Here is a 19,207-nt window from a genome sequence, read left to right as displayed (position 1 = left end):
ACTACAAGATACGAAGAACATGGCGTTTTTAGCTTATATTTTTTTCATGATTTTAAGGTTTTATGGGACAACACGTGTCTACACTTCATCTCGCCTGTTATTGTCGCCGGTGGCATTAAATGCGGAGGATTGTTATGCCGCTAAGCTTGGGTTTACCAATTCCAACACCGCGATTTCCGGATAGCAGTTGAACCTCAACGGCAAAATTGCCCGGCCGATTCCACGGTTTATAAAAAGCGGGGTTCCGGGTGTGGCTCGCGCCACAAGACGGCCACAAACAATACCCCCTGATAATCGCAACTGCAATCAAGGCCGGACGTTTACCGATATACTTGCAAGGAGGTATCCCGGTCTTTTAACTCCGCCCCAGTCAGTCTGAAGTTCCCGGTCTGCCGAAGATGCCGATTCCAACATCTATTCTTCATGCTTTTGTAACTTCAGCCATGCCTGCCACACAGCGAGCAGAACGGCCAGAATCACCGGCCCTAAAAAAAGCCCGACAGCGCCGAAAGCAGAAAGTCCGCCAAGTACACCGAACAACACCACCAGAAACGGTATCCGCCCCGCACCGCTGATAACCAGCGGCCGGATCACATTATCCACCGTACTTACTACCAGAAAACCCCAAAGCAACAGCCCTATGCCTTGCCAGAGTTGCCCCGTAAGCAGCATACTGACACTTGCAGGCATCCACACTAGTGTCGCCCCCATCGGAACCATCGCTAACAGCGCGGTCACTGCACCCAACAGCACCGGCGCTTGAACACCGGCAACAGCATAGCCCAATCCGGCCAGCATGCCCTGCCCCAGCGCGGCCAACACCAAGCCGTAAACCACGGCTCGGGTCGTGTGTCCGGCGGCTTCCAGGTACACGTCCTGATATTTTCCCAGAAACCGTACCAGGCCTTGATGCAACTGCCTAACCGCCTCGTCGCCGTCGCGGAAACAAAAAAACACCGTCACCAGGATAACGCCCAACTTCATAATGTAGTGACCGATACCGCCGAGGAACTTGGCAAACTCACCCGACCACTGCTGCGCCCAATCCGCAAATTGCGTCATCACCGCCGTCTGGTCCTCAGTCAACCGCTCCAGCCATTTCTGCGCCGTACTGCCCAACCAGGGAATCCGACTGATAAAATCCGGTAGCCGGTAACTATCCTGACCAAAGTCGATCGCCAAGGTTTGATAAGCGGTTTTCATCTCATCTTGCAACATGGCAACCAGCCAGTAGACTGTCAGAAAAATCACCGCGGCAATAATCGCCGTCATCACCGCCGCACTGAGCGTGGCATTACCTTTGAGTTGCTGTCTTAAACAGCGGTAAGGCGGCCATACGACATAGGCGATAATCAGCGCCCAAGTCAGGGTGAGTAAAAACTCGCGCAGCACCATAAATCCCAACAGTAAAAGACAGGCAAGTAAAATGCCGGGAATGAGCTGTCGTATCGGTGTATTACCTGGATAATCATTCATGTGCGTAACTCAAAAAAGTAAAAGCAATGTGTCAACCCGATGTTCAATTAACATTGTATGCTATAGCCGTCTAATTATCAGTAATGTGTGATATGCGCTTTATCCTGACAAATTGTAAGTATTCAGCTCTATCATTATGGATCGTCTGCTATATAATAAAATTGGTCACATAAACAACAAGCCAGCCGCCGGCAGGATATACCAGCCTGTAACACGAGTCATAATTAGGAATATTGTGCATATTCAACTTAATATTTTCGCCCGCTATCGGATGACGCAATGAATCTCGACTCTCGCACGATGATGGTGATGATGTCTGCGTTGATCCTGCTGTTTTCCGGCCTGCTGACATTGGCGGGATTGCATGCCGGTAACACCCGCGGCGTGCAGCACTGGGCATTGGGTGGTCTATGCATGGGATTGGGCCTGGGCTTTTCCTATCCCCAACAGGAATTATCGGGCAGCGCTTGGGTGCTGGTAGTCGGCGCGACTTTGGCGGCGGCAGGGATAGGCTTGCAATTCAACGGTATCCAGGCCTTCAAGACCGGGCTCTGCAACAAGTACATTCCGTGGTTGCTGGCCGGACTGGTGTTTATTCAAAGCATCTGGTTCGTTATCCTCCATCCTGATATTCATTCCCGCGTCGTCGCCAATTCACTGGTATTCGCCTTATGCAATGCGGCATGCGCCCGTGCCTTATTCATCCGTATAGAACAACCGTTACGCACCGCGTATTGGTTTACCGGCGCGTCATTCACGGTAGTTGCGACGATGTTACTGCTTAGGGCGGCAATCGTTTTTCTTTCTCCGGCCCATAGCTATAGTCTTTATTCGCAAACCCCCATCAATCCGGTGTCTTTTTTTATTGGTAGCATGGCGCAAATGTGTCTGGCCTTCGGATTTGTGCTGATGCTGAATTACCGACTTGCCACCGATCTTCAAAAACTGGCATTAAGCGATGCGCTGACCGGAGCGCTGAACCGACGTAGCTTGGAACAGGAGGCCGCCCGCCTGTCGGCACGATGCACCCGTACCGGAGATGCGCTGGCAATTATGATGATTGATGTCGATCATTTCAAGTCCATCAATGACCGCTACGGTCATCCGGTGGGGGATGAGGTATTGAGGCGTCTGGCTGCGGTGGCGCAAAAAACCATTCGTAGCGACGACTACTTCGCCCGCTACGGAGGTGAAGAGTTCTGCATTCTGCTGCCATCCACCATCGAAAAAGATGCCTGGATATTGGCTGACCGCCTGCGTCAAAACTATGCTGCGCTGGCAATGGAATTCGGTGGCGAAGTCCTGCGCAGTACCATCAGCATCGGGGTCTCCGATTCGACACATGCCGGACTGGAGTTTAGCTCGCTGGTAGCCGCCGCCGACTTGGCGATGTACCGTGCCAAGCAGGAAGGCCGCAATCGGGTAGTAATGCATTCATTCTGTTTAAGTCCGGTTAATATCTAGCTTTTAAATTTAAATAGGAAAGCTTTCTGCCCCTGACTTACCTTAAAGCCCTACGTACTCTCAAGCTTAGCGGGTATCTGTTCAGCTAATCGTCGCAACTAACAGTATGAGCATTTTTTAACAAAACCGGATTCCAATGCTCAACCGCCCAGCCAAGTAATTCAGTTACCGGGGCTTGTTGTAGTTCAATCGGCGGATTTTGCTTTAATAAGACCAGCAACGCAAAGATAATCCGGTGAGGCGACGCTAAGTCAACAGCCGTTGCCTGCGTCTGCTTGCTGAGTTTATAACCTTGCTCGTCAACAATAACAGGAACGTGCATATAGCGGGGAGTAAGCAGCCCCAGCAGTTGTTGCAGGTAAATCTGTTTAGGTGTGGCATCCAGCAAATCAAAACCGCGGACGATATGGTTAACGTGCTGCAAGTCATCATCAATCACCACGGCAAATTGATAGGCAACAATCCGATCTTTGCGCTTCACGATAAAATCCCCATCTTGCTTGGCGAGATTATGGGAAATCAAGCCTTGCAGTTCATCCTGAAAGCTAATGATTCGGTTATCGGTCTTAATACGTAGCGCATGAGGGCCGTCAGGAAGGGTTTGCCGGTTTCGACAGAGGCCGGGATAAATATCGGGCTGCGGTTGTCCTCTGTCGCTGGCGGCCGTCAGCGTTTTTCTGCTGCATGTGCAAGGATAGATCAGCTTGTTTCTTTGCAGGTCGTTGATAATATCGTTATAAATGTCGACATGTCGGCTTTGATAATAAACCTCACCATCCCAATGCAGACCAAAAGCCTCCAGGGTTTTCAAGATGATGTCGGCGGATCCTGTTACGTTTCTGGGGGTGTCGAGGTCGTCAATGCGTAGTAGCCAAAGACCTTGTTGAGAGCGGGCTTGAAGAAAGCCGGCAAGAGCTGTGTAAAGGGAGCCGAGGTGTAAAGGGCCGGTGGGCGAAGGTGCAAACCGGCCAATGGTGGGTTGTTTATCCAGAATTAACCCATTTGTTTTTCACGAATTTCATCAAGTGTTTTGCAGTCGATGCACAGGCTGGCAGTGGGTCTGGCTTCCAGTCGGCGTATGCCGATTTCAATGCCGCAAGACTCACAAAAGCCATAATCCCCCGATTCAATTTCTTTAAGGGATTCATCAATTTTCTTGATCAGCCGTCGTTCACGATCACGCGTTCTTAATTCCAGACTGAATTCCGACTCCTGAGACGCTCGGTCATTAGGATCAGGAAAATTAGATGCGTCATCCTGCATGTGATGCACAGTGCGATCTACTTCGTGCATTAATTCGCCTTTCCAGTTTTTAAGAATAGTCTCAAAATGTTTCAATTGAGCACTATTCATATATTCTTCGCCTTCTTTTTCTTGATAAGGCTTAAAACTGAAAGGTGATGCGCCAGTTTTAGAATTTTCGGTCATCCATTAACTCCTAAGACAAGATTAAATAAAACCGCGCATTTTTAGCAGAATAGCAACCGGATAGCAAGGTTTATTGGTATGATCCAAGTCTTTTGTGATTAGTGTCAATATTATGAGCGTACGACTGGCAAAGCGGACTCAGGGAATTTCGCCCTTTTATGTGATGGAGCTACTGCGACGCGCAAAACAATTGGAGGCGCTGGGCAAGGATGTCATTCACATGGAAATCGGCGAACCTGATTTTGCAACGCCGCAGACCATTGTTGAAGCAGGCGTTAAACAACTTAAAACCGGTGACGTAAAATATACCCCGGCAGCGGGATTGCCGGAGCTGCGTGAAAAAATAGCCGAGTTTTATCAACAGCGTTATTCGGTAACGGTGGACAAAAAGCGTATTTTTGTAACGCCAGGAGCTTCTGGGGCGTTTTTATTAGCGCTTGGGGTTAGCCTTAATCCGGCAGAAGAACTGCTTATGGCGGACCCCTGTTATCCCTGTAACAGCAATTTTGTTAAGCTGTTTGACGGTAAAGCCAGAACTATTCCGGTCGATGCCTCAAGCCGTTACCAACTGACAGCAACGCGCATCAAGCAGCATTGGACAAAAGCCACTAAAGGCGTGTTGATTGCGTCGCCGTCAAATCCTACCGGCACTGTCATCGCTTCAGACCAGTTAAAACAAGTCATTCACACCGTTAATGGGTTAGGCGGCTGCTTTTATTCCGATGAGATTTATCATGGGCTGGTTTATGGTGAAAACGCGACGACCGCACTGGCGTTTAGCGACAATGTATTTGTTATCAACAGCTTTTCCAAATATTTCGGCATGACCGGCTGGCGCGTAGGCTGGTTGATAGTGCCTGAGGAATTTATCGATGCCACCGAGAAGCTGGCGCAGAATATATTTATCGCCACGGCAACTCATTCGCAATATGCCGCATTAGCCGCATTTGATGAGGACACGCTGGCCGAGCTTGAACGCAGACGTACCGAATTTGAAGCCAGACGTAATTTTCTTTATGACGCATTATTGCGTCTGGGTTTTGAAATCCCGATTAAACCGGATGGTGCATTCTATATTTATGCCAACTGTTCCAAATTTACCGATGACAGCTATCAATTCGCCCTGGATTTATTGGAGGCCGAAGCGGTTGCAATAACACCGGGCAAGGATTTTGGGACCAATGAGGCTAATCACTATATCCGCTTTGCTTATACGACATCCATAGCTAGAATGGCTGTTGCCATGCAACGTTTAGAAAAATTTATCAACAAAGGTTAACCATGTCTATAAAACAAATATCAGCAACAGAATTAAAAGCCAAAATTCAAAATGAACCGCATCTATTTTTGCTGGATGTCAGGGAACCCAATGAGTTTCAATACGCTCGCATAGAAAACAGCGTTTTAATTCCGCTTAATCAAATTCCACAAAGACTGGGCAAGCTGAATCAGCAACAAGAAATGGTAGTCATTTGCCATCATGGCGTGCGTAGCCAACAAGCCTGCATGTATCTTGTTAACTCAGGATTTGCGAATGTTTCAAATTTAACAGGCGGAATTGATGCCTGGTCCTGCGATTGCGATAATTCGGTGCAGCGCTATTAAACCACCTTTAACCTAAGGCCGCACGAGCGCAAGGATTTTACTACGCCGTTAAATCCGCCGTTATTGCAATGCGCTTAATCAAAATGCATCGCAACCAAAAACAACGCAGTGCGGCGATTACCTTGAATAACCGTATCATCATAGATTGAGCTGCTGACGTAACGCTGATCCATGATATTTTCAATTTTAAAACGAAAATCGAACTGCTCCAGTTGATAATGAGCAACCAGATCCGGCCTCACATAACCCGACACTTCAAAACTATTGGCATCATCGCCAAAGCGCCTGTCGACAAACACCAAACCGGTCCCGATTTTAAACTGACCGGGCAAGCCGGTAATGGGGAGTTGGTAATACCCCCACAGCGTACCGCTATGTCTGGGTGAACTACGAAACGCATTACCTTGCCACGCGGGATGCCGGATAAATTGAGTATCCATCAAACTGTAATTGGCGACTATTTGCACACTTTCCAATAGTTGCCCGCTGACATCCAGCTCAAAACCGCGACCTTGCACCTCTCCATTAGCAATCGAATAATCCGGATCAAGCGGATCACGACCAGGAAGATTGTTCTGGCTTAGTTGGTATATGGCAGAAGACACGTTCAAACGTTTATCGAACCAAGTCGATTTAACGCCAAACTCGTATAGTTCACCTTGTTTGGCGGATAAAAAATTGAGACTCCGGTCAGTTCCTGAGTTGGGTTGAAACGACTGACTGTAACCAAAATATCCGACGACATTATCAACCGGAGTAAACGACAAGCCGGCATTATAAGTAAACGCATTCTGGTCGGTTACCGGCACAAATACATCGTTTTGAAAACTGTCGCCCTTAAACAGACTGTAACGCATCCCGCCCGTCACATGCCAAAATCGGGTTATATCAATCTGGTCGTTTAAATAAAAGCCGTATTCCAACTGCGTTAGATCTTTATCCAAGCGGGTGGTCGCCGGAATGGGGTAATTGAAAACAGGGTTATAGACATCCAGTGTATAGCCGCCAATACGACGATCGCTGTTCAGGCGATCGTCAGAAGCATTCCGCTCGACGCCACTAACCAGATGATGCTGACTCCCGAATAGCTCCAACTGTCCGTGAATTTCGGTGCGCAAGCTATATTGATCGTAATGATCATGAATATCACGGTAATATCCGCTAAGCGTAGTCGGCGTTTCAAAGGTAAAAAAACCGAACAACAAATCTTCCCGCTCAACATGAAAGTAATGGCTGGCAAAATGCAGTGACCAGTTATCTGATAATTCTTGCTTGATTGCCGCGCTAAAACGCCAATACTTCCTGTCAGAACGGGTGCGGGGATCGACATATGACCGGTCGTAAACCACGTGATTCTGAGTGTAAACATTATCGAACCGATAGGGTTGATTTTGATTGCTGTATTCAAAGCCGACATCCAGCGAGCTGCCTGGCTGATAAAGCCAGGTTAATGACGGCGCAAGGGTTACCTGATCATGCGTAATATTGTTACGGAAATCATCGGCTAACTGCCCGGCTGCAATAACGCGATACAATACGGTTTTATCTTTATTTAATGGGCCGGTACTGTCCATGACAGCACGATTAAAATCATAACTGCCCGTTTCATAACTGAGCGAGTGTTTAAACTGCTCCAGCGGTTTTTTGCTAATGTAATTGACTGTGCCGCCCGGCGAACCGGAACCGTACAGCACTGAAGAATGACCCTTTAAAATCTCAACCCTTTCAACCAAAGCCATATCCCTGACCTGAAAATGCTGATTATCCTGCACCCCATCAAGATAAGCGCTACCGGCGGTCGTGAAACCGCGTATCCGCAAATCAGCATTAAACCCGGAATCCTCAGAACTTTGTTGAACACCGCTGACAAACATCGCAGTATCTTCGAGTCGTAAAGCCATGCTGTCTTGCAACAATGCTTGATTAACCACGCCTACCGAAAACGGTATTGCCAGTGTCGAGGCTGAGATCCGGGTAGCCGTATCGGTAATCGCAGTGTAATAGTCTGAAACTCTTGGTGTAGTAACGACCAACGTGTCTAAAGCCAGCGTGGGGTCAGCCGCATAAACCGAACCGCTCAACAAAGCGCACAGAAAAAACAATAGTTGGTTCATAAAAGTCAGTGCCGGTTAAATTTGCTAAGGTTCTGTTGATATTTCAATTATCGGTGTCCAAAGCTTGCTTTGGACTTGTCTACCTGTATTTCACTAATTCCCAAGCTCCAGCTTCACCTTCAAGACTCCCTACAACGAGCCGGCACTACTACCGGCGAAGACCGCTTTTACCCCCTTTATTTACAAGCTAATCACCCGCACCATACACGACAAACCTTCGGTTGCAGGGAAGCAAATTTCTTCATTTTCATCGATCATCTTCCAATAGGAAACCAATGAGCAAGGATAAGAAGGCGCCGTAAACTCCACACTTAAAATCACGGAATCGCCCGGCAGCGTTTTGGGGATATCGATAACGTGCCGTGTGGGCACTAATCCACGCCGGGGTTCAGGCGCTACAATCTGGTCAGGAACAGCAGGAATATCAACATTTTGATCCACACAAACCATTTTCCGCCCCAGCCAATCGATATGACCGATGTTCTGAATCTCCCAAATTTTGGTAAACACCTGATCGGTAAGTACAGTTGTATTGTCGGGAATCGTCACATCCTGAACAAAACCGCTGGCATCAAATTGATACTTCGCCGAAGTCGTAGAAAATTTAGGCAAATCCAGTTGATGCAGTAAATGCCGAAACAACACCATTGGATGCACTTGCAGCGCTTTTGCCAAAGCAATCAGTGTTGAAATTTTCGCCTGTCCCGTCGTTCCATCCAGCAAACCGTATAACCCTTGTCGGGAAATACCGGTCTGCCTGGCTAGTTCGGACATGCTCAAGCCAAGCGTATTGATGCGTTGTTTGACATATTCAGAAAGTTCGTAGAGAGGCATGAAAGCAAAAAGATAGAAAAATCACAGACTGTCAACAGAACTTGACAGCTTGGTTGCTAAGATAGCGCATCCATCGTAATGGATGGCGCTCGCTGAGCGAGTTCATATGGAAAAAACCATCTTGGATGTGCAAAAAAAGAAAAAATAAACCATAAAACAATCAAAAAGTATATTTTTTAGGATTTGTAACAAACGCATCCATTTTAGCGTGAATATAGCACGTGTTTACTACTCGACAGCACATTTCTCGAAGCCCGTTAAGGCACTTTGCATTCCAATAGCGAATCAGGGAAAACAACACTTGTTATTTCACTCTATCTATTCGGAGAAAATATAATGAGTATTAATAACTTAACATCATTAGTTCATTTGGTCGACGATGAGTTCGTCATACGCGACTCATTGACACTCTTGCTTGAATCAGTAGGACAAATGGTCAGAAGTTTTGAATCCGCCGAGGCCTTTCTGAATGGCTATGATCCTGCGCAGCCCGGATGTTTGCTCTTGGATGTCAGGATGCCTTTAATGACCGGCTACGAACTTCAGGACGAATTGCTGAACAGAGACATTAACATTCCTATCATATTTATCAGCGGTCACGGATATACCGATATTCCTGACTCCACCAAAGCACTTAAGGGCGACGCTGTCGATTTCCTGGAAAAACCGTTTGATAACAAAACACTGCTGGAACGAATTAATGAGGCCATTAAAAAGGATTCCGTATTCAGAGAAACGCTTACCAAGAAGCGACGCAACACAAGAGCAGCGACTGTTTAGCAAAAAAAGTGATGAGCCCTATAGTTAAAGTCATTCCAATAAAGAGCGTGAAAAACACACGATATAGGTAATTGCACTTTAAACAAGCATTACTAAAAATCAGTAACTGCCGGTTAAATTTTAACTAGGAAAAGACAACCAGACACTTTACCGAGCTGATGTGTTTAGAGGTTTATTTAAAACCGTCCTGCTTGAACTTCTCCAGCCGTCTTTTGAAGCCTTTTCTGTCAAACAGATAGTATAAAAATACCAGTAAAAACGGCCACAGCATAAAGGCCAGTAGTTTAAATACAGTTCCAATGTCCATCGTCACCCCTCATTCGATTTAATTGCTGTTGCTGAAGATTAACAGAAAAGCTTGCCTTGCTGCTTAAGTTTTTCCGTTCCGGTATTAAACGTCTGTCATCCGGTTAAGTCAACAGCATCTCCAGTGCCAACTGCGCCATGTTTTTTGAACCGCCGCCCTGCCCTAACTGCTGTTTAACCTGATCCAGGTTTTGGCGCATTTCATCGGCGTAAGCTTTATCAGTCAAAATCCGAGTAATTTCTGCCGCCAGGTTGTCGGCTGTCGCATCGTGCTGAATCAGTTCTTTGATGACGCTTTTGCCTGAGACAATATTCGGCAAGCCGATAAAAGGCGTATTGACCAGCCATTTACCCAACCAATAGGTTAACGGTGAAAGCTTGTAGGCGATGACCATAGGTACGGTTAACAAGGCGATTTCCAAGGTTGCGGTGCCCGATGTAGTCATCACTGCGTCGCAACATTGAATGACATCGTAAGGCTGATTTTTTATTACTTTAATAACAAGCGGCGACTGACGGGTGTATTGTTCCAGCAATGCATCGCTGATTGAATCGGCTTGCGGCAAAATAAACTGGCAATCCGGTAAACCGGCCTGCACTGTTTCGGCGGCGGCCAGCATGACCGGCAACATGCGCTTGATTTCGTTGGCACGACTGCCGGGCAATAAGCCGACTATCGGCTTGCTTTTATCCAGCCCAAAACGTGTTAAATCCTCATCTTTGCTGTATTGGGCATGGACTTTATCTACCGAAGGATGCCCCACGTAGCGTACCGGCACCTTTTCGGCATCGTAATAAGCCGTTTCAAACGGGAATATCACTGCCATCATGTCGATGACTTTACCGTAAGCTTTCACTCGGCCCGGCCGCCATGCCCAAACTTGAGGACTGACGTAAAACAAGACTTTAATGCCCTGCTGTTTGGCGTAACCTGCCAGTTTAAAGTTGAATTCCTTGTAGTCTACGCAAACCAGCAAGTCGGGGCGCTCGTTTGCTAGCAACTCTTGCATCAGTTTTAGCGCACGGCGGATTTCGGCATAATGCTTGATGACTTCAATCACGCCGATGACGGCGATATTAGCCGAATCATAACGAATATCGATGCCGGCCTGAGCCATTTTTGAGCTGCCCATGCCAAAGCCGTATATGTGCGGCTGCTGTTTTTGCAGCTCAAGAAACATATTGGCGGCGTGCTGGTCGCCGGATGATTCTCCGGCGCTGAATAGGATTTTCAAGGGTTTATGTTGGGACATGGATAAGATGCAAAATAGAAGATAGTCTCGTTATTAAGCGCCAGCTCCCATCGTTATACACAAGTGTCTGTGGAACATCGTCATTCTGGCAGGGATGCCGGAATCTAGGCGCAGGGATGTAAAAGTTCGCAGACATCGACACCTCTAAACAACGTGCGAGGATCGAAAGTTACCGTCCATGGCACTGGATACCGGCATCCATGCCGGTATGACGACTCTCGGAAAAATTTATGCAAACAACTTGGGAGCGAGCACATATATCCAAGCATTAACTATGCCGTCAAAACATCCCGAATAACCGCCACTATCTCCCTGATGGTGTCATCTTCAAGAGACGGACAAATCGGCAATGACAAACAGCTGGCCGCAACAAATTCGGTCACCGGCAAACTGACTCCGGCATATTCCTCTTTAAACACATTTTGCCGGTGCAAAGGTACGGGATAGTACACGGCACAGCCAATCTGTTTATCCTGCAAGGCTTTCATAACCTCGTCGCGACGGTCGCATAACACCGTGTACTGATGGTAAACGTGCTCACCCAGACCGTCTTCAAACGGCGTGGTCAACGGCAAATCGGCCATCAACTCGGAATAAAGATGCCCGGCATGACGGCGGCCTTTATTGTATTGATCGATGCGTTTTAATTTGGCTCTTAAGATGACCGCCTGCATTTCATCAAGGCGACTGTTATAACCGATCACATCATGGTAATAACGAACATCGGAGCCATGATTATGCAACATTTTCAATTTTGCCGCCGTCTCGTCGGAGTTGGTGACAACCAGACCGCCATCGCCAAATGCGCCCAGATTTTTGCTGGGAAAAAAACTGAATCCGGCCGCATGACCGATAGCGCCGGTTTGCTTGCCGTCGATGCTCGCGCCGAACGACTGGCAGCAATCTTCAATCAGTTTTAGATCATGCCGGTCGCACAGCGACTTAATGGCCGTCATATCCGCCGGTTGACCGAACAAATGCACCGGCATGACCGCTTTAGTTTTCGACGTAATGGCTTTTTCTATGGCTTCCGGAGAGATATTGAAAGTCTTGGAATCTATATCGACGAAAACGGGAATCGCACCGACATATTTGATGGCTTCCGCCGTAGCGATAAAGGTGAACGCGGTGGTAATCACTTCATCGCCAGCACCGATGCCTTCGGCGATCAAGGCCAGATGCAGCGCATCGGTTCCTGAAGCCACCGCAACGGCGTGTTTAACGCCCAAATAATCGGCAGCTTCCTTTTCAAAAGCCTGAACATTAGGCCCTAATATAAACGAACAATTTTCGATTGTTTCAGCCAGACCACGCTCAATCTCATCTTTAATTTCAACGTATTGAGCTTTCAGGTTTACCATTGGTATCATGTTTTGTTGCCTATTATTTATTCGTTGATATGTTTGTAATCAGTTAGTTTCGTAGGTCGGGTTAGCGGTTTTATCACGTAACCCGACAAACCAATGTCTCATCCAACCTACCCGGTTATTTATCGCCTAATAATCGGGTGATGGCTATCGCAGTTTCCAGCGCTCTTTTTCCAGCTTCACCGGACACCAGCGGGTTGTCGCCGGTATGAATGCAGTTAACGAAATGCTTGATTTCTTCCAGCAAGGCATCGCCGCTTTCAAAAACGGATTCTTCCGTTTCTATTTCCGGAATACCGGGGAACATTTCTCCTTTACCGGTGCGATGTTTGGTCAAGATACGGTTCTGGAAATCTACAGAGACATAGGAAGACGGCCTGAACATGCGCATTTTGCGTTCCATCTTCATGCTGATCCGGCTGGCCGTCACATTAGCCACGCAGCCGTTTTTAAACAGCAACCGGGCATTGGCAATATCGGTGCCATGCGTTAAAACCGCCGTGCCGCTGGCATCGATGCGTTCCACCTCGGAATCCACCAAGGCTAAAATAATATCGATATCATGTATCATTAAATCCAGCACCACGCTGACATCATTGGCGCGCGGATTAAACGGCGACAACCGGTGGGATTCAATAAACAGCGGTTTCTCTTCCTTATCAAGTCCCAATACTGCCGGGTTAAATCGTTCCAGATGCCCCACCTGAAAAATCAAATTTCCTGCCTTGGCAATGGCGATCAACTCATCGGCTTCTGCAACCGTCACGGTAATCGGTTTTTCAACCAGCACATGAGCGCCGGCATTGAGAAAATCCCTGGAGACCTTGTGATGCAGTGTCGTAGGCACCACGATGCTGACCGCATCGACTTCACCTAACAGCGATTGATAGTCCGTCAGCGCTGTTGCGCCATGTTTTTCGGCGACTTCTTTAGCCGCTGCTTCGTTAATATCGACAACGGCAACCAGTTCGCAATCAGGCAGAGACGCATATTTTTCTGCGTGAAATTTGCCCAAATAACCGGTACCGATAACAGCGCATTTTAATTTTTTCATGTGATAATTTTACATCCTGTCTATATGCAATCCCGCTCTAGGGGCGAACTTATTCGTCAGTATTGTAAACCATCACTATGTATTCAGAAAATTTTGTACCGGGCAGTCATCGTGACTGATTTTTGATGTTATGCTTAAATACCTATTTGAAGATAGTGATCGACAATTCTCACAATTTCCTCTAAAAATTTATTAGACTTTCTTTACAGTACAGCAATAAAACCTAGACCATGGAGAAGATGTCATGACTGACGAAAACAAGGACAACATCGAACTCATAAAAAAAGCGGCTCGATCCATTCTTAAGGATGAAATCAAACATCTTCAGCTTGTCCCGTCTGTCGCCATCAAACTATTAAAACTCACCAATGACGACAACGCCAGGATCGAGCACTTATCCTTGATCATAGAAACAGAACCTGTGCTGGCTGCAAAAATCCTGAAACAGGTTAATTCCGCCGCTTACGCCCTACCCAACAAAATAACCTCCATTAATCGCGCAGTGACCATGCTGGGGTTTTCCATCGTGCGTCAGCTTGCGATAAACCTGCTGCTTTATAACAAGCTGATTCAACAAAACTCAAAGCGGGCGTTCGACTTGTTATTTTTCTGGCAGCATTGCCTTTATGTAGCATCATTAAGCAGGCGAATAGCCGTCGCACTTAAGTATCCTGATCCCGACCTGGTTTATACAGGCGGGCTTTTACACGATATAGGCAAGCTGGTTCTGGAAACCTATGGACGTGTAACTTACAGCGATTTTATTTGTTCCACGGATAAAAGCGGGCATTCAAGTATTGAAGAGGAACGTCGTTTTTTCGGAGTAACGCATGCCGAGATGGGACATATCTTTTGCCTGGAATGGCAATTGCCGGCGTCGATTAGCGCAATCGTAGCCTTCCACCATAACCAGCCTGTTGAAACCTCCCCATACGCCAAATATAAAACGGAAATCGCTATCGTTTCCTTCGCAAACTACATTGCCTGGATACAGGGCATTGGCTCGGCTACCCACGATAGCCATTCAAAATTACAAAGTGCAGTACTCGAAACGATTGATATTGATCAACTGGACCTTGAAGCTCTACTGCAACAGGTAGATCAGGACATGAAAATTACTCGGGAATTCTATGACATCCAGCTGCCCGGCTTAACCACGTTACGGGCCACGCTGGTTAAAGCAACCATTAACCTGAGCCAGATCGAAGATAAACCTTTTGCGCCTGTCGATACGTCCAGCAGAAAACTATCATCCTGTTTAACCGCACCTCATCATAGCCTTAACCCTGATGACTTCATACCCCGGACGCTGGAAGCAATACAGGGCGAATTTTCTTTTGATCGCAGCATTATGTTCACCATCGACCCCAAGCGCCGCTGCCTGATCGCATCATACTGTTGGCCGGAATCAACATTACCCATTAAGCTGCAACCCTTTGAGATCGACATTAGCGGCATTTCCGGATTGCTATTAACCTGTCTCCGTGAAAAAAAGCCCGTCATCATCAATACCAAAATAGAGCGCGACAATCCAATAATCAAACATTTAAATACTACTGAATTTCTCGCCGTACCCGTATTGCATCACAACCGTCTGATTGGTGTGCTTTATACCGATAATTCACTATCAAAAAAACCGATGCAGGCACAATTACTGCCCGAAATCATGCCCATTGCCTACGAATTGGGGATCGCTATATTTAATGCCAAACAATACGAGCAGCAGAAAAAACACGCGCAGATCGATCATTTAACGCAACTTTTCAATAAGCGAATGGTCAATAATTTCCTGACTGAGATTTTTCAAGGGGATGAATCCAAACTGGCAAATATCGCCGTAGGCTTTGTCGACATAGATAAGTTCAAATTATTTAATGATACCTGCGGGCATCAGGCGGGAGATGATGCCTTAAAGATTGTTGCCGATATTTTGCGCAGCTTGACCCGGCCCGGAGACTTCATCGGCCGCTACGGCGGAGAAGAGTTTTTATTTGTCCTTAGAAATACCGATGAAAAAGGCGCCTACGGTTATGCCGAACGTATAAGATCGGAAATTGAGCGTCGCGGCAAGATTATGAGTCAACGATTTCATGGTCATCTACTGACCGTTAGCATTGGCGTGTCCATGTATAGTGCCGACTATACCAATTACAAAGATATGATTGAAGCTGCCGATCAAGCCATGTATCGTGCAAAAAACGAGGGCAGAAACAGAATTGTCATGCTGTCTAATGTGGCCGCCGACAAAAAATAGACTCTTTACAGACTCGGTGCTGCTTACCGTTTCAGGTTGATGACGATTCCCGCACCATCTAAGGATTTTTGCTTATCTCCTTCCGGTTCTTGCGACATCAACATCTGGCCATCTAAACCTAAAGACCGCTGCTTTTTTTTCTTTTCAGAAGCAAATATATTTAATGATTCTCCCTGAGCGGCCTTGTTTTTTTCAATCGTCAGCCAGGCACTTTCAGAGTCTTTAAATGGCATAGAAAGATCCAGCGGTTTTTGAAGTTCGACCTCTTCAGCAGCACTGTTTTTGGCACTCGGCACTAAAACTGCTTTCTGCTGATTTTTTGTTTTTTTCTTTTTTAACTTAACGACACTTTCTTTGCTATTAGACTGAACTTTTTTTAGTTCATTTGATGCTGTCTTTTTTTCTGCTGGAGGAAGAGCATGATTGGCACCGGTTTTTTCAAACCCCGTTAGCAAAATAAATGAAGCTGTTACAAAACCCACTATAAACAAGCGATAATTTTTCATTTTCATTTGCTCCTCAGCTATAAATGATCAACAGAGACATTATTTAATCAGCGGAATACTAGACTGCTTACCCAACCGTCGTTCAGTTTCCAATACCAGTTGCGTAGTCTGCAACACGGTATCGGGATTCAAACTCATCGAGTCGATGCCGATTTCCACCAGAAATTCCGCCATCTCGGGATAGTCCGACGGCGCCTGACCGCAAAGCCCGCAATGTTTGCCGTTACGCCGCGCACCGTCAACGGCGAGACGAATCAGTTCTTTAACACCGGGATCGCGTTCGTCAAAATCTTCGGCAATGATTGCGGAGTCGCGGTCTACACCCAGGGTAAGCTGGGTCAAGTCATTGGAACCGATAGAAAAACCGTCGAAATGTTCTGAAAAGGCATCGATTTGAATAACGTTATTGGGGATTTCGCACATCACGTAAATTTCCAGCCCCTGCTCTCCGCGCTTCAAACCGAGCTGCACCATATAGTCGAGCACACGCCTGGCTTCCTCTACGCGGCGACAAAAAGGGATCATCAAAATAACATTGGTTAAGCCCATTTCCTCACGCACCCGCTTCATCGCCTTACATTCGAGCGCAAAGCCTTCTGCATAAGCGGGATGGATGTAACGCGACGCGCCGCGAAAACCGATCATTGGATTGGCTTCATCAAATTCAAACCAGCTTCCGCCGAGTAAAGTGGCATATTCGTTGGTTTTAAAATCGGACATCCGCACGACGACGGGTTTGGGATAAAATGCGGCGGCAATGGTACCTACGCCTTCCGATAGCTTTTGAATAAAGTAATTCTCAGCATCGGCATAATTGCGTGTCAATTGGCTCAGCTGTTCCCGCTCGTCGGCATCCTGCACTTTCTCCGGGTGTATCAACGCCATTGGATGCGCCTTGATGTATTCGGTGATGATAAATTCCATCCGCGCCAAACCCACCCCGTCATTGGGCAGAAAACTGGTTTTAAAAGCCAGTTCGGGATTGCCGATATTGAGCATGATCTTGGTTTGCGGACGTTGCAGACCCGACAAATCGGTGCTTTTAATAGCGAAGTCGAGCCTGCCGGAATAAACTTTGCCGACGTCGCCTTCGGCGCACGATACAGTGACCGGAGTATTATGTTTAATCATGGTCGTGGCATTTTCGCAGCCGACTACCGCCGGCACCCCCAATTCACGAGAGATAATCGCCGCATGACAGGTACGCCCGCCGCGGTTAGTCACTATCGCCGAAGCCATTTTCATGACCGGCTCCCAATCCGGCGTCGTCATATCGGCCACCAACACATCGCCGGCGTTAAAACTGTTGAGCTGCTCGACGTTATCGATAATCCGCGCATTACCGGTCGCAATCTTGCTGCCCACCGCATGGCCGGTGACTATCGGTTCGGCTTTATCTTTAAGGCTGTATTGCTCCAAAACCATGCCGCGCAATTGGGAAACCACGGTTTCCGGGCGCGCCTGAACAATATACAGCGTACCGTCAAGACCGTCTTTCGCCCATTCAATATCCATCGGCTTGGCTTGTCCAGCTCTGTCGCTGTAGTGTTTTTCAATTTTAATGGCATAGTCGGCAAGGGTTAGAACATCCGCATCGTCAATGCAAAAGCGGTTACGTTCTTCTTCTGAGGTCACAATATTGCGGGTCGGTTCGCGGGTGCGGCCTTCGCTGTAAACCATCTTTATTTTCTTCGCGCCCAAGGTGCGTCTTAATACCGCCCGATGACCCTGCTCAAAAGTGGGCTTATGTACATAAAACTCGTCAGGGTCTACCGCGCCTTGTACGACATTTTCACCCAACCCGTACGCGCCGGTAATAAACACCACGTCTTTGAACCCCGATTCGGTGTCCAACGAAAACATCACGCCGCTGGCATCCAGATCCGAGCGCACCATCTTCATAATACCTATCGATAAGGCCAGCTTGAAATGGTCGAAACCTTGATCGACACGGTAATGTATCGCGCGGTCGGTGAACAGGCTGGCAAAACAGCGTTTACAGGAGTCCAGCAAGGCATGATCGCCGCGTATATTCAGATAAGTATCTTGCTGTCCGGCAAAACTGGCGGTCGGCAAATCTTCGGCCGTGGCGGAACTGCGTACCGCAACGCTTAAATCATCGCCATACTGCTTTTTTAATTGAGTGAAAGCCTCGATAATTTGCTGCTCAAGGTCTTCAGGAAAAGGTGCAGCGTAGATTATTTCCCTTGCTTTACGGGCACGTTTGGCAAGATCTGCAACATCGTCCGGATTCAAATCGTCCAATGCCTGATGGAGCGCCTCCCAGCCATGCGCTTGATCCAGCACATAGCGGTAAGCTTCAGCGGTTATCGCGAAGCCGTTAGGAATTTGGATGCCTTGCGGCGTTAATTCTCTGTGCATCTCACCTAGCGAGGCGTTCTTGCCGCCTACGAGAGAGACATCGTCAATCGTTAATTCACTAAACCAACGAATATAGTTTGTTTGCTCGGACATCATAGTTCCTTAATCGAATTACTCACTTACTCAGGATCTGGGCGATATTGACAAATTGCCAGCCTTCATCCATGTCATTCAACCGGTTAAAACATAACCATATCAGATTATTTTGCCTTGGTGTCGGCAGCATATCAATATGCGCAGTTACTTATTAATTTAGCAAGTAGGTCGGTTCCTGAGTCGAACGTCTCTCTATGCTGCTTGCATAAATGACGGACACTGCGAGCAGTTAAGGCCGATTTGCTTCGTCCCGCCTGGACATCATATTTCGCTAAAAAAACCATACCA

At 47.2% G+C, this 19,207-nt stretch carries 16 protein-coding genes; 5 read left to right on the top strand and 11 right to left on the bottom strand.

Going from position 1 to position 19,207, the window contains the following annotated elements; all coding sequences use genetic code 11:
* Positions 1–414 precede the first annotated feature (414 nt).
* Positions 415–1,476 (bottom strand): AI-2E family transporter, encoded by a 1,062-nt coding sequence (locus Q8L79_RS11045; RefSeq protein WP_305271020.1) that lies wholly within the window; start codon positions 1,474–1,476, stop codon positions 415–417.
* A 279-nt stretch (positions 1,477–1,755) separates the two neighbouring features.
* On the opposite strand from Q8L79_RS11045, the gene Q8L79_RS11040 reads away from it, so the two are divergent.
* A complete protein-coding gene (locus Q8L79_RS11040; protein WP_305271017.1) occupies positions 1,756–2,940 on the top strand; it encodes a GGDEF domain-containing protein in 1,185 nt (394 codons plus the stop codon).
* A gap of 85 nt (positions 2,941–3,025) precedes the next feature.
* Here Q8L79_RS11040 and gluQRS read toward each other — a convergent pair whose 3' ends face one another.
* Together gluQRS and dksA are read right to left on the bottom strand one after the other, a co-directional pair.
* The gene (gluQRS, locus tag Q8L79_RS11035; RefSeq protein WP_370869945.1) at positions 3,026–3,913 is read right to left on the bottom strand and encodes a tRNA glutamyl-Q(34) synthetase GluQRS; all 888 of its coding nucleotides are present in this window, start codon (positions 3,911–3,913) and stop codon (positions 3,026–3,028) included.
* A gap of 20 nt (positions 3,914–3,933) precedes the next feature.
* Positions 3,934–4,368, bottom strand: a complete 435-nt coding sequence (dksA, locus tag Q8L79_RS11030; RefSeq protein WP_305271014.1) for an RNA polymerase-binding protein DksA — start codon at positions 4,366–4,368, stop codon at positions 3,934–3,936.
* A 112-nt stretch (positions 4,369–4,480) separates the two neighbouring features.
* Here dksA and Q8L79_RS11025 point away from each other — a divergent pair, with 112 nt between their 5' ends.
* The gene (locus Q8L79_RS11025) at positions 4,481–5,647 is read left to right on the top strand and encodes a pyridoxal phosphate-dependent aminotransferase (protein ID WP_305271011.1); all 1,167 of its coding nucleotides are present in this window, start codon (positions 4,481–4,483) and stop codon (positions 5,645–5,647) included.
* Between the two features lie 2 nt (positions 5,648–5,649).
* Positions 5,650–5,973, top strand: a complete 324-nt coding sequence (locus Q8L79_RS11020; RefSeq protein WP_305271009.1) for a rhodanese-like domain-containing protein — start codon at positions 5,650–5,652, stop codon at positions 5,971–5,973.
* A gap of 74 nt (positions 5,974–6,047) precedes the next feature.
* On the opposite strand, the gene Q8L79_RS11015 is transcribed toward Q8L79_RS11020, so the two are convergent.
* Both Q8L79_RS11015 and Q8L79_RS11010 read right to left on the bottom strand, forming a co-directional pair.
* The gene (locus Q8L79_RS11015; RefSeq protein ID WP_305271007.1) at positions 6,048–8,087 is read right to left on the bottom strand and encodes a TonB-dependent siderophore receptor; all 2,040 of its coding nucleotides are present in this window, start codon (positions 8,085–8,087) and stop codon (positions 6,048–6,050) included.
* Between the two features lie 180 nt (positions 8,088–8,267).
* On the bottom strand, positions 8,268–8,921 hold the full coding sequence (locus tag Q8L79_RS11010) for an NBR1-Ig-like domain-containing protein (RefSeq protein WP_305271004.1): 654 nt from the start codon (positions 8,919–8,921) through the stop codon (positions 8,268–8,270).
* Positions 8,922–9,257: 336 nt separating this feature from the next.
* Here Q8L79_RS11010 and Q8L79_RS11005 point away from each other — a divergent pair, with 336 nt between their 5' ends.
* Entirely contained in the window at positions 9,258–9,701 is a 444-nt protein-coding gene (locus Q8L79_RS11005; protein WP_305271001.1) for a response regulator transcription factor, read from the top strand.
* A gap of 172 nt (positions 9,702–9,873) precedes the next feature.
* Here the strand turns inward: Q8L79_RS11005 and Q8L79_RS11000 are convergent, their stop codons facing one another.
* The 4 genes from Q8L79_RS11000 to Q8L79_RS10985 all read right to left on the bottom strand — a co-directional run bounded on the left by Q8L79_RS11000 (position 9,874) and on the right by Q8L79_RS10985 (position 13,681).
* Positions 9,874–10,008, bottom strand: coding sequence for a hypothetical protein (locus Q8L79_RS11000; protein WP_305270998.1), 135 nt, complete (start codon positions 10,006–10,008; stop codon positions 9,874–9,876).
* 103 nt (positions 10,009–10,111) lie between these two features.
* Positions 10,112–11,260 (bottom strand): lipid-A-disaccharide synthase, encoded by a 1,149-nt coding sequence (lpxB, locus tag Q8L79_RS10995; protein WP_305270995.1) that lies wholly within the window; start codon positions 11,258–11,260, stop codon positions 10,112–10,114.
* Between the two features lie 272 nt (positions 11,261–11,532).
* Entirely contained in the window at positions 11,533–12,630 is a 1,098-nt protein-coding gene (locus Q8L79_RS10990; protein ID WP_305270992.1) for a DegT/DnrJ/EryC1/StrS aminotransferase family protein, read from the bottom strand.
* A gap of 115 nt (positions 12,631–12,745) precedes the next feature.
* The gene (locus Q8L79_RS10985; RefSeq protein ID WP_305270989.1) at positions 12,746–13,681 is read right to left on the bottom strand and encodes a Gfo/Idh/MocA family protein; all 936 of its coding nucleotides are present in this window, start codon (positions 13,679–13,681) and stop codon (positions 12,746–12,748) included.
* 244 nt (positions 13,682–13,925) lie between these two features.
* Here Q8L79_RS10985 and Q8L79_RS10980 point away from each other — a divergent pair, with 244 nt between their 5' ends.
* Positions 13,926–15,935, top strand: a complete 2,010-nt coding sequence (locus Q8L79_RS10980; protein ID WP_305270987.1) for an HDOD domain-containing protein — start codon at positions 13,926–13,928, stop codon at positions 15,933–15,935.
* Between the two features lie 23 nt (positions 15,936–15,958).
* On the opposite strand, the gene Q8L79_RS10975 is transcribed toward Q8L79_RS10980, so the two are convergent.
* Complete coding sequence (locus Q8L79_RS10975) at positions 15,959–16,441, bottom strand: hypothetical protein (protein ID WP_305270984.1); 483 nt, start codon at positions 16,439–16,441, stop codon at positions 15,959–15,961.
* Between the two features lie 39 nt (positions 16,442–16,480).
* On the bottom strand, positions 16,481–18,916 hold the full coding sequence (gene ppsA / locus Q8L79_RS10970; protein ID WP_305270983.1) for a phosphoenolpyruvate synthase: 2,436 nt from the start codon (positions 18,914–18,916) through the stop codon (positions 16,481–16,483).
* Between the last annotated feature and the right edge of the window lie 291 nt (positions 18,917–19,207).

The sequence above is a fragment of the Methylobacter sp. genome (assembly GCF_030680395.1).
Classification (GTDB): Bacteria; Pseudomonadota; Gammaproteobacteria; order Methylococcales; family Methylomonadaceae; genus Methylobacter_A.
This window is presented reverse-complemented; position numbering and strand designations above follow the sequence as displayed.

What these genes read in the sequence shown, in the direction of transcription:
- Q8L79_RS11005 (WP_305271001.1), top strand. Translation starts at nt 9,258, where the DNA reads ATGAGTATTAATAACTTAACATCATTAGTTCATTTGGTCGACGATGAG.
- Q8L79_RS11040 (WP_305271017.1), top strand. Translation starts at nt 1,756, where the DNA reads ATGAATCTCGACTCTCGCACGATGATGGTGATGATGTCTGCGTTGATC.
- Q8L79_RS11020 (WP_305271009.1), top strand. Translation starts at nt 5,650, where the DNA reads ATGTCTATAAAACAAATATCAGCAACAGAATTAAAAGCCAAAATTCAA.
- Q8L79_RS10980 (WP_305270987.1), top strand. Translation starts at nt 13,926, where the DNA reads ATGACTGACGAAAACAAGGACAACATCGAACTCATAAAAAAAGCGGCT.
- dksA (WP_305271014.1), bottom strand. Translation starts at nt 4,368, where the DNA reads ATGACCGAAAATTCTAAAACTGGCGCATCACCTTTCAGTTTTAAGCCT.
- ppsA (WP_305270983.1), bottom strand. Translation starts at nt 18,916, where the DNA reads ATGTCCGAGCAAACAAACTATATTCGTTGGTTTAGTGAATTAACGATT.
- Q8L79_RS10985 (WP_305270989.1), bottom strand. Translation starts at nt 13,681, where the DNA reads ATGAAAAAATTAAAATGCGCTGTTATCGGTACCGGTTATTTGGGCAAA.
- Q8L79_RS11010 (WP_305271004.1), bottom strand. Translation starts at nt 8,921, where the DNA reads ATGCCTCTCTACGAACTTTCTGAATATGTCAAACAACGCATCAATACG.
- Q8L79_RS10990 (WP_305270992.1), bottom strand. Translation starts at nt 12,630, where the DNA reads ATGATACCAATGGTAAACCTGAAAGCTCAATACGTTGAAATTAAAGAT.
- Q8L79_RS11045 (WP_305271020.1), bottom strand. Translation starts at nt 1,476, where the DNA reads ATGAATGATTATCCAGGTAATACACCGATACGACAGCTCATTCCCGGC.
- Q8L79_RS11015 (WP_305271007.1), bottom strand. Translation starts at nt 8,087, where the DNA reads ATGAACCAACTATTGTTTTTTCTGTGCGCTTTGTTGAGCGGTTCGGTT.
- Q8L79_RS11000 (WP_305270998.1), bottom strand. Translation starts at nt 10,008, where the DNA reads ATGGACATTGGAACTGTATTTAAACTACTGGCCTTTATGCTGTGGCCG.
- Q8L79_RS10975 (WP_305270984.1), bottom strand. Translation starts at nt 16,441, where the DNA reads ATGAAAAATTATCGCTTGTTTATAGTGGGTTTTGTAACAGCTTCATTT.
- Q8L79_RS11025 (WP_305271011.1), top strand. Translation starts at nt 4,481, where the DNA reads ATGAGCGTACGACTGGCAAAGCGGACTCAGGGAATTTCGCCCTTTTAT.
- lpxB (WP_305270995.1), bottom strand. Translation starts at nt 11,260, where the DNA reads ATGTCCCAACATAAACCCTTGAAAATCCTATTCAGCGCCGGAGAATCA.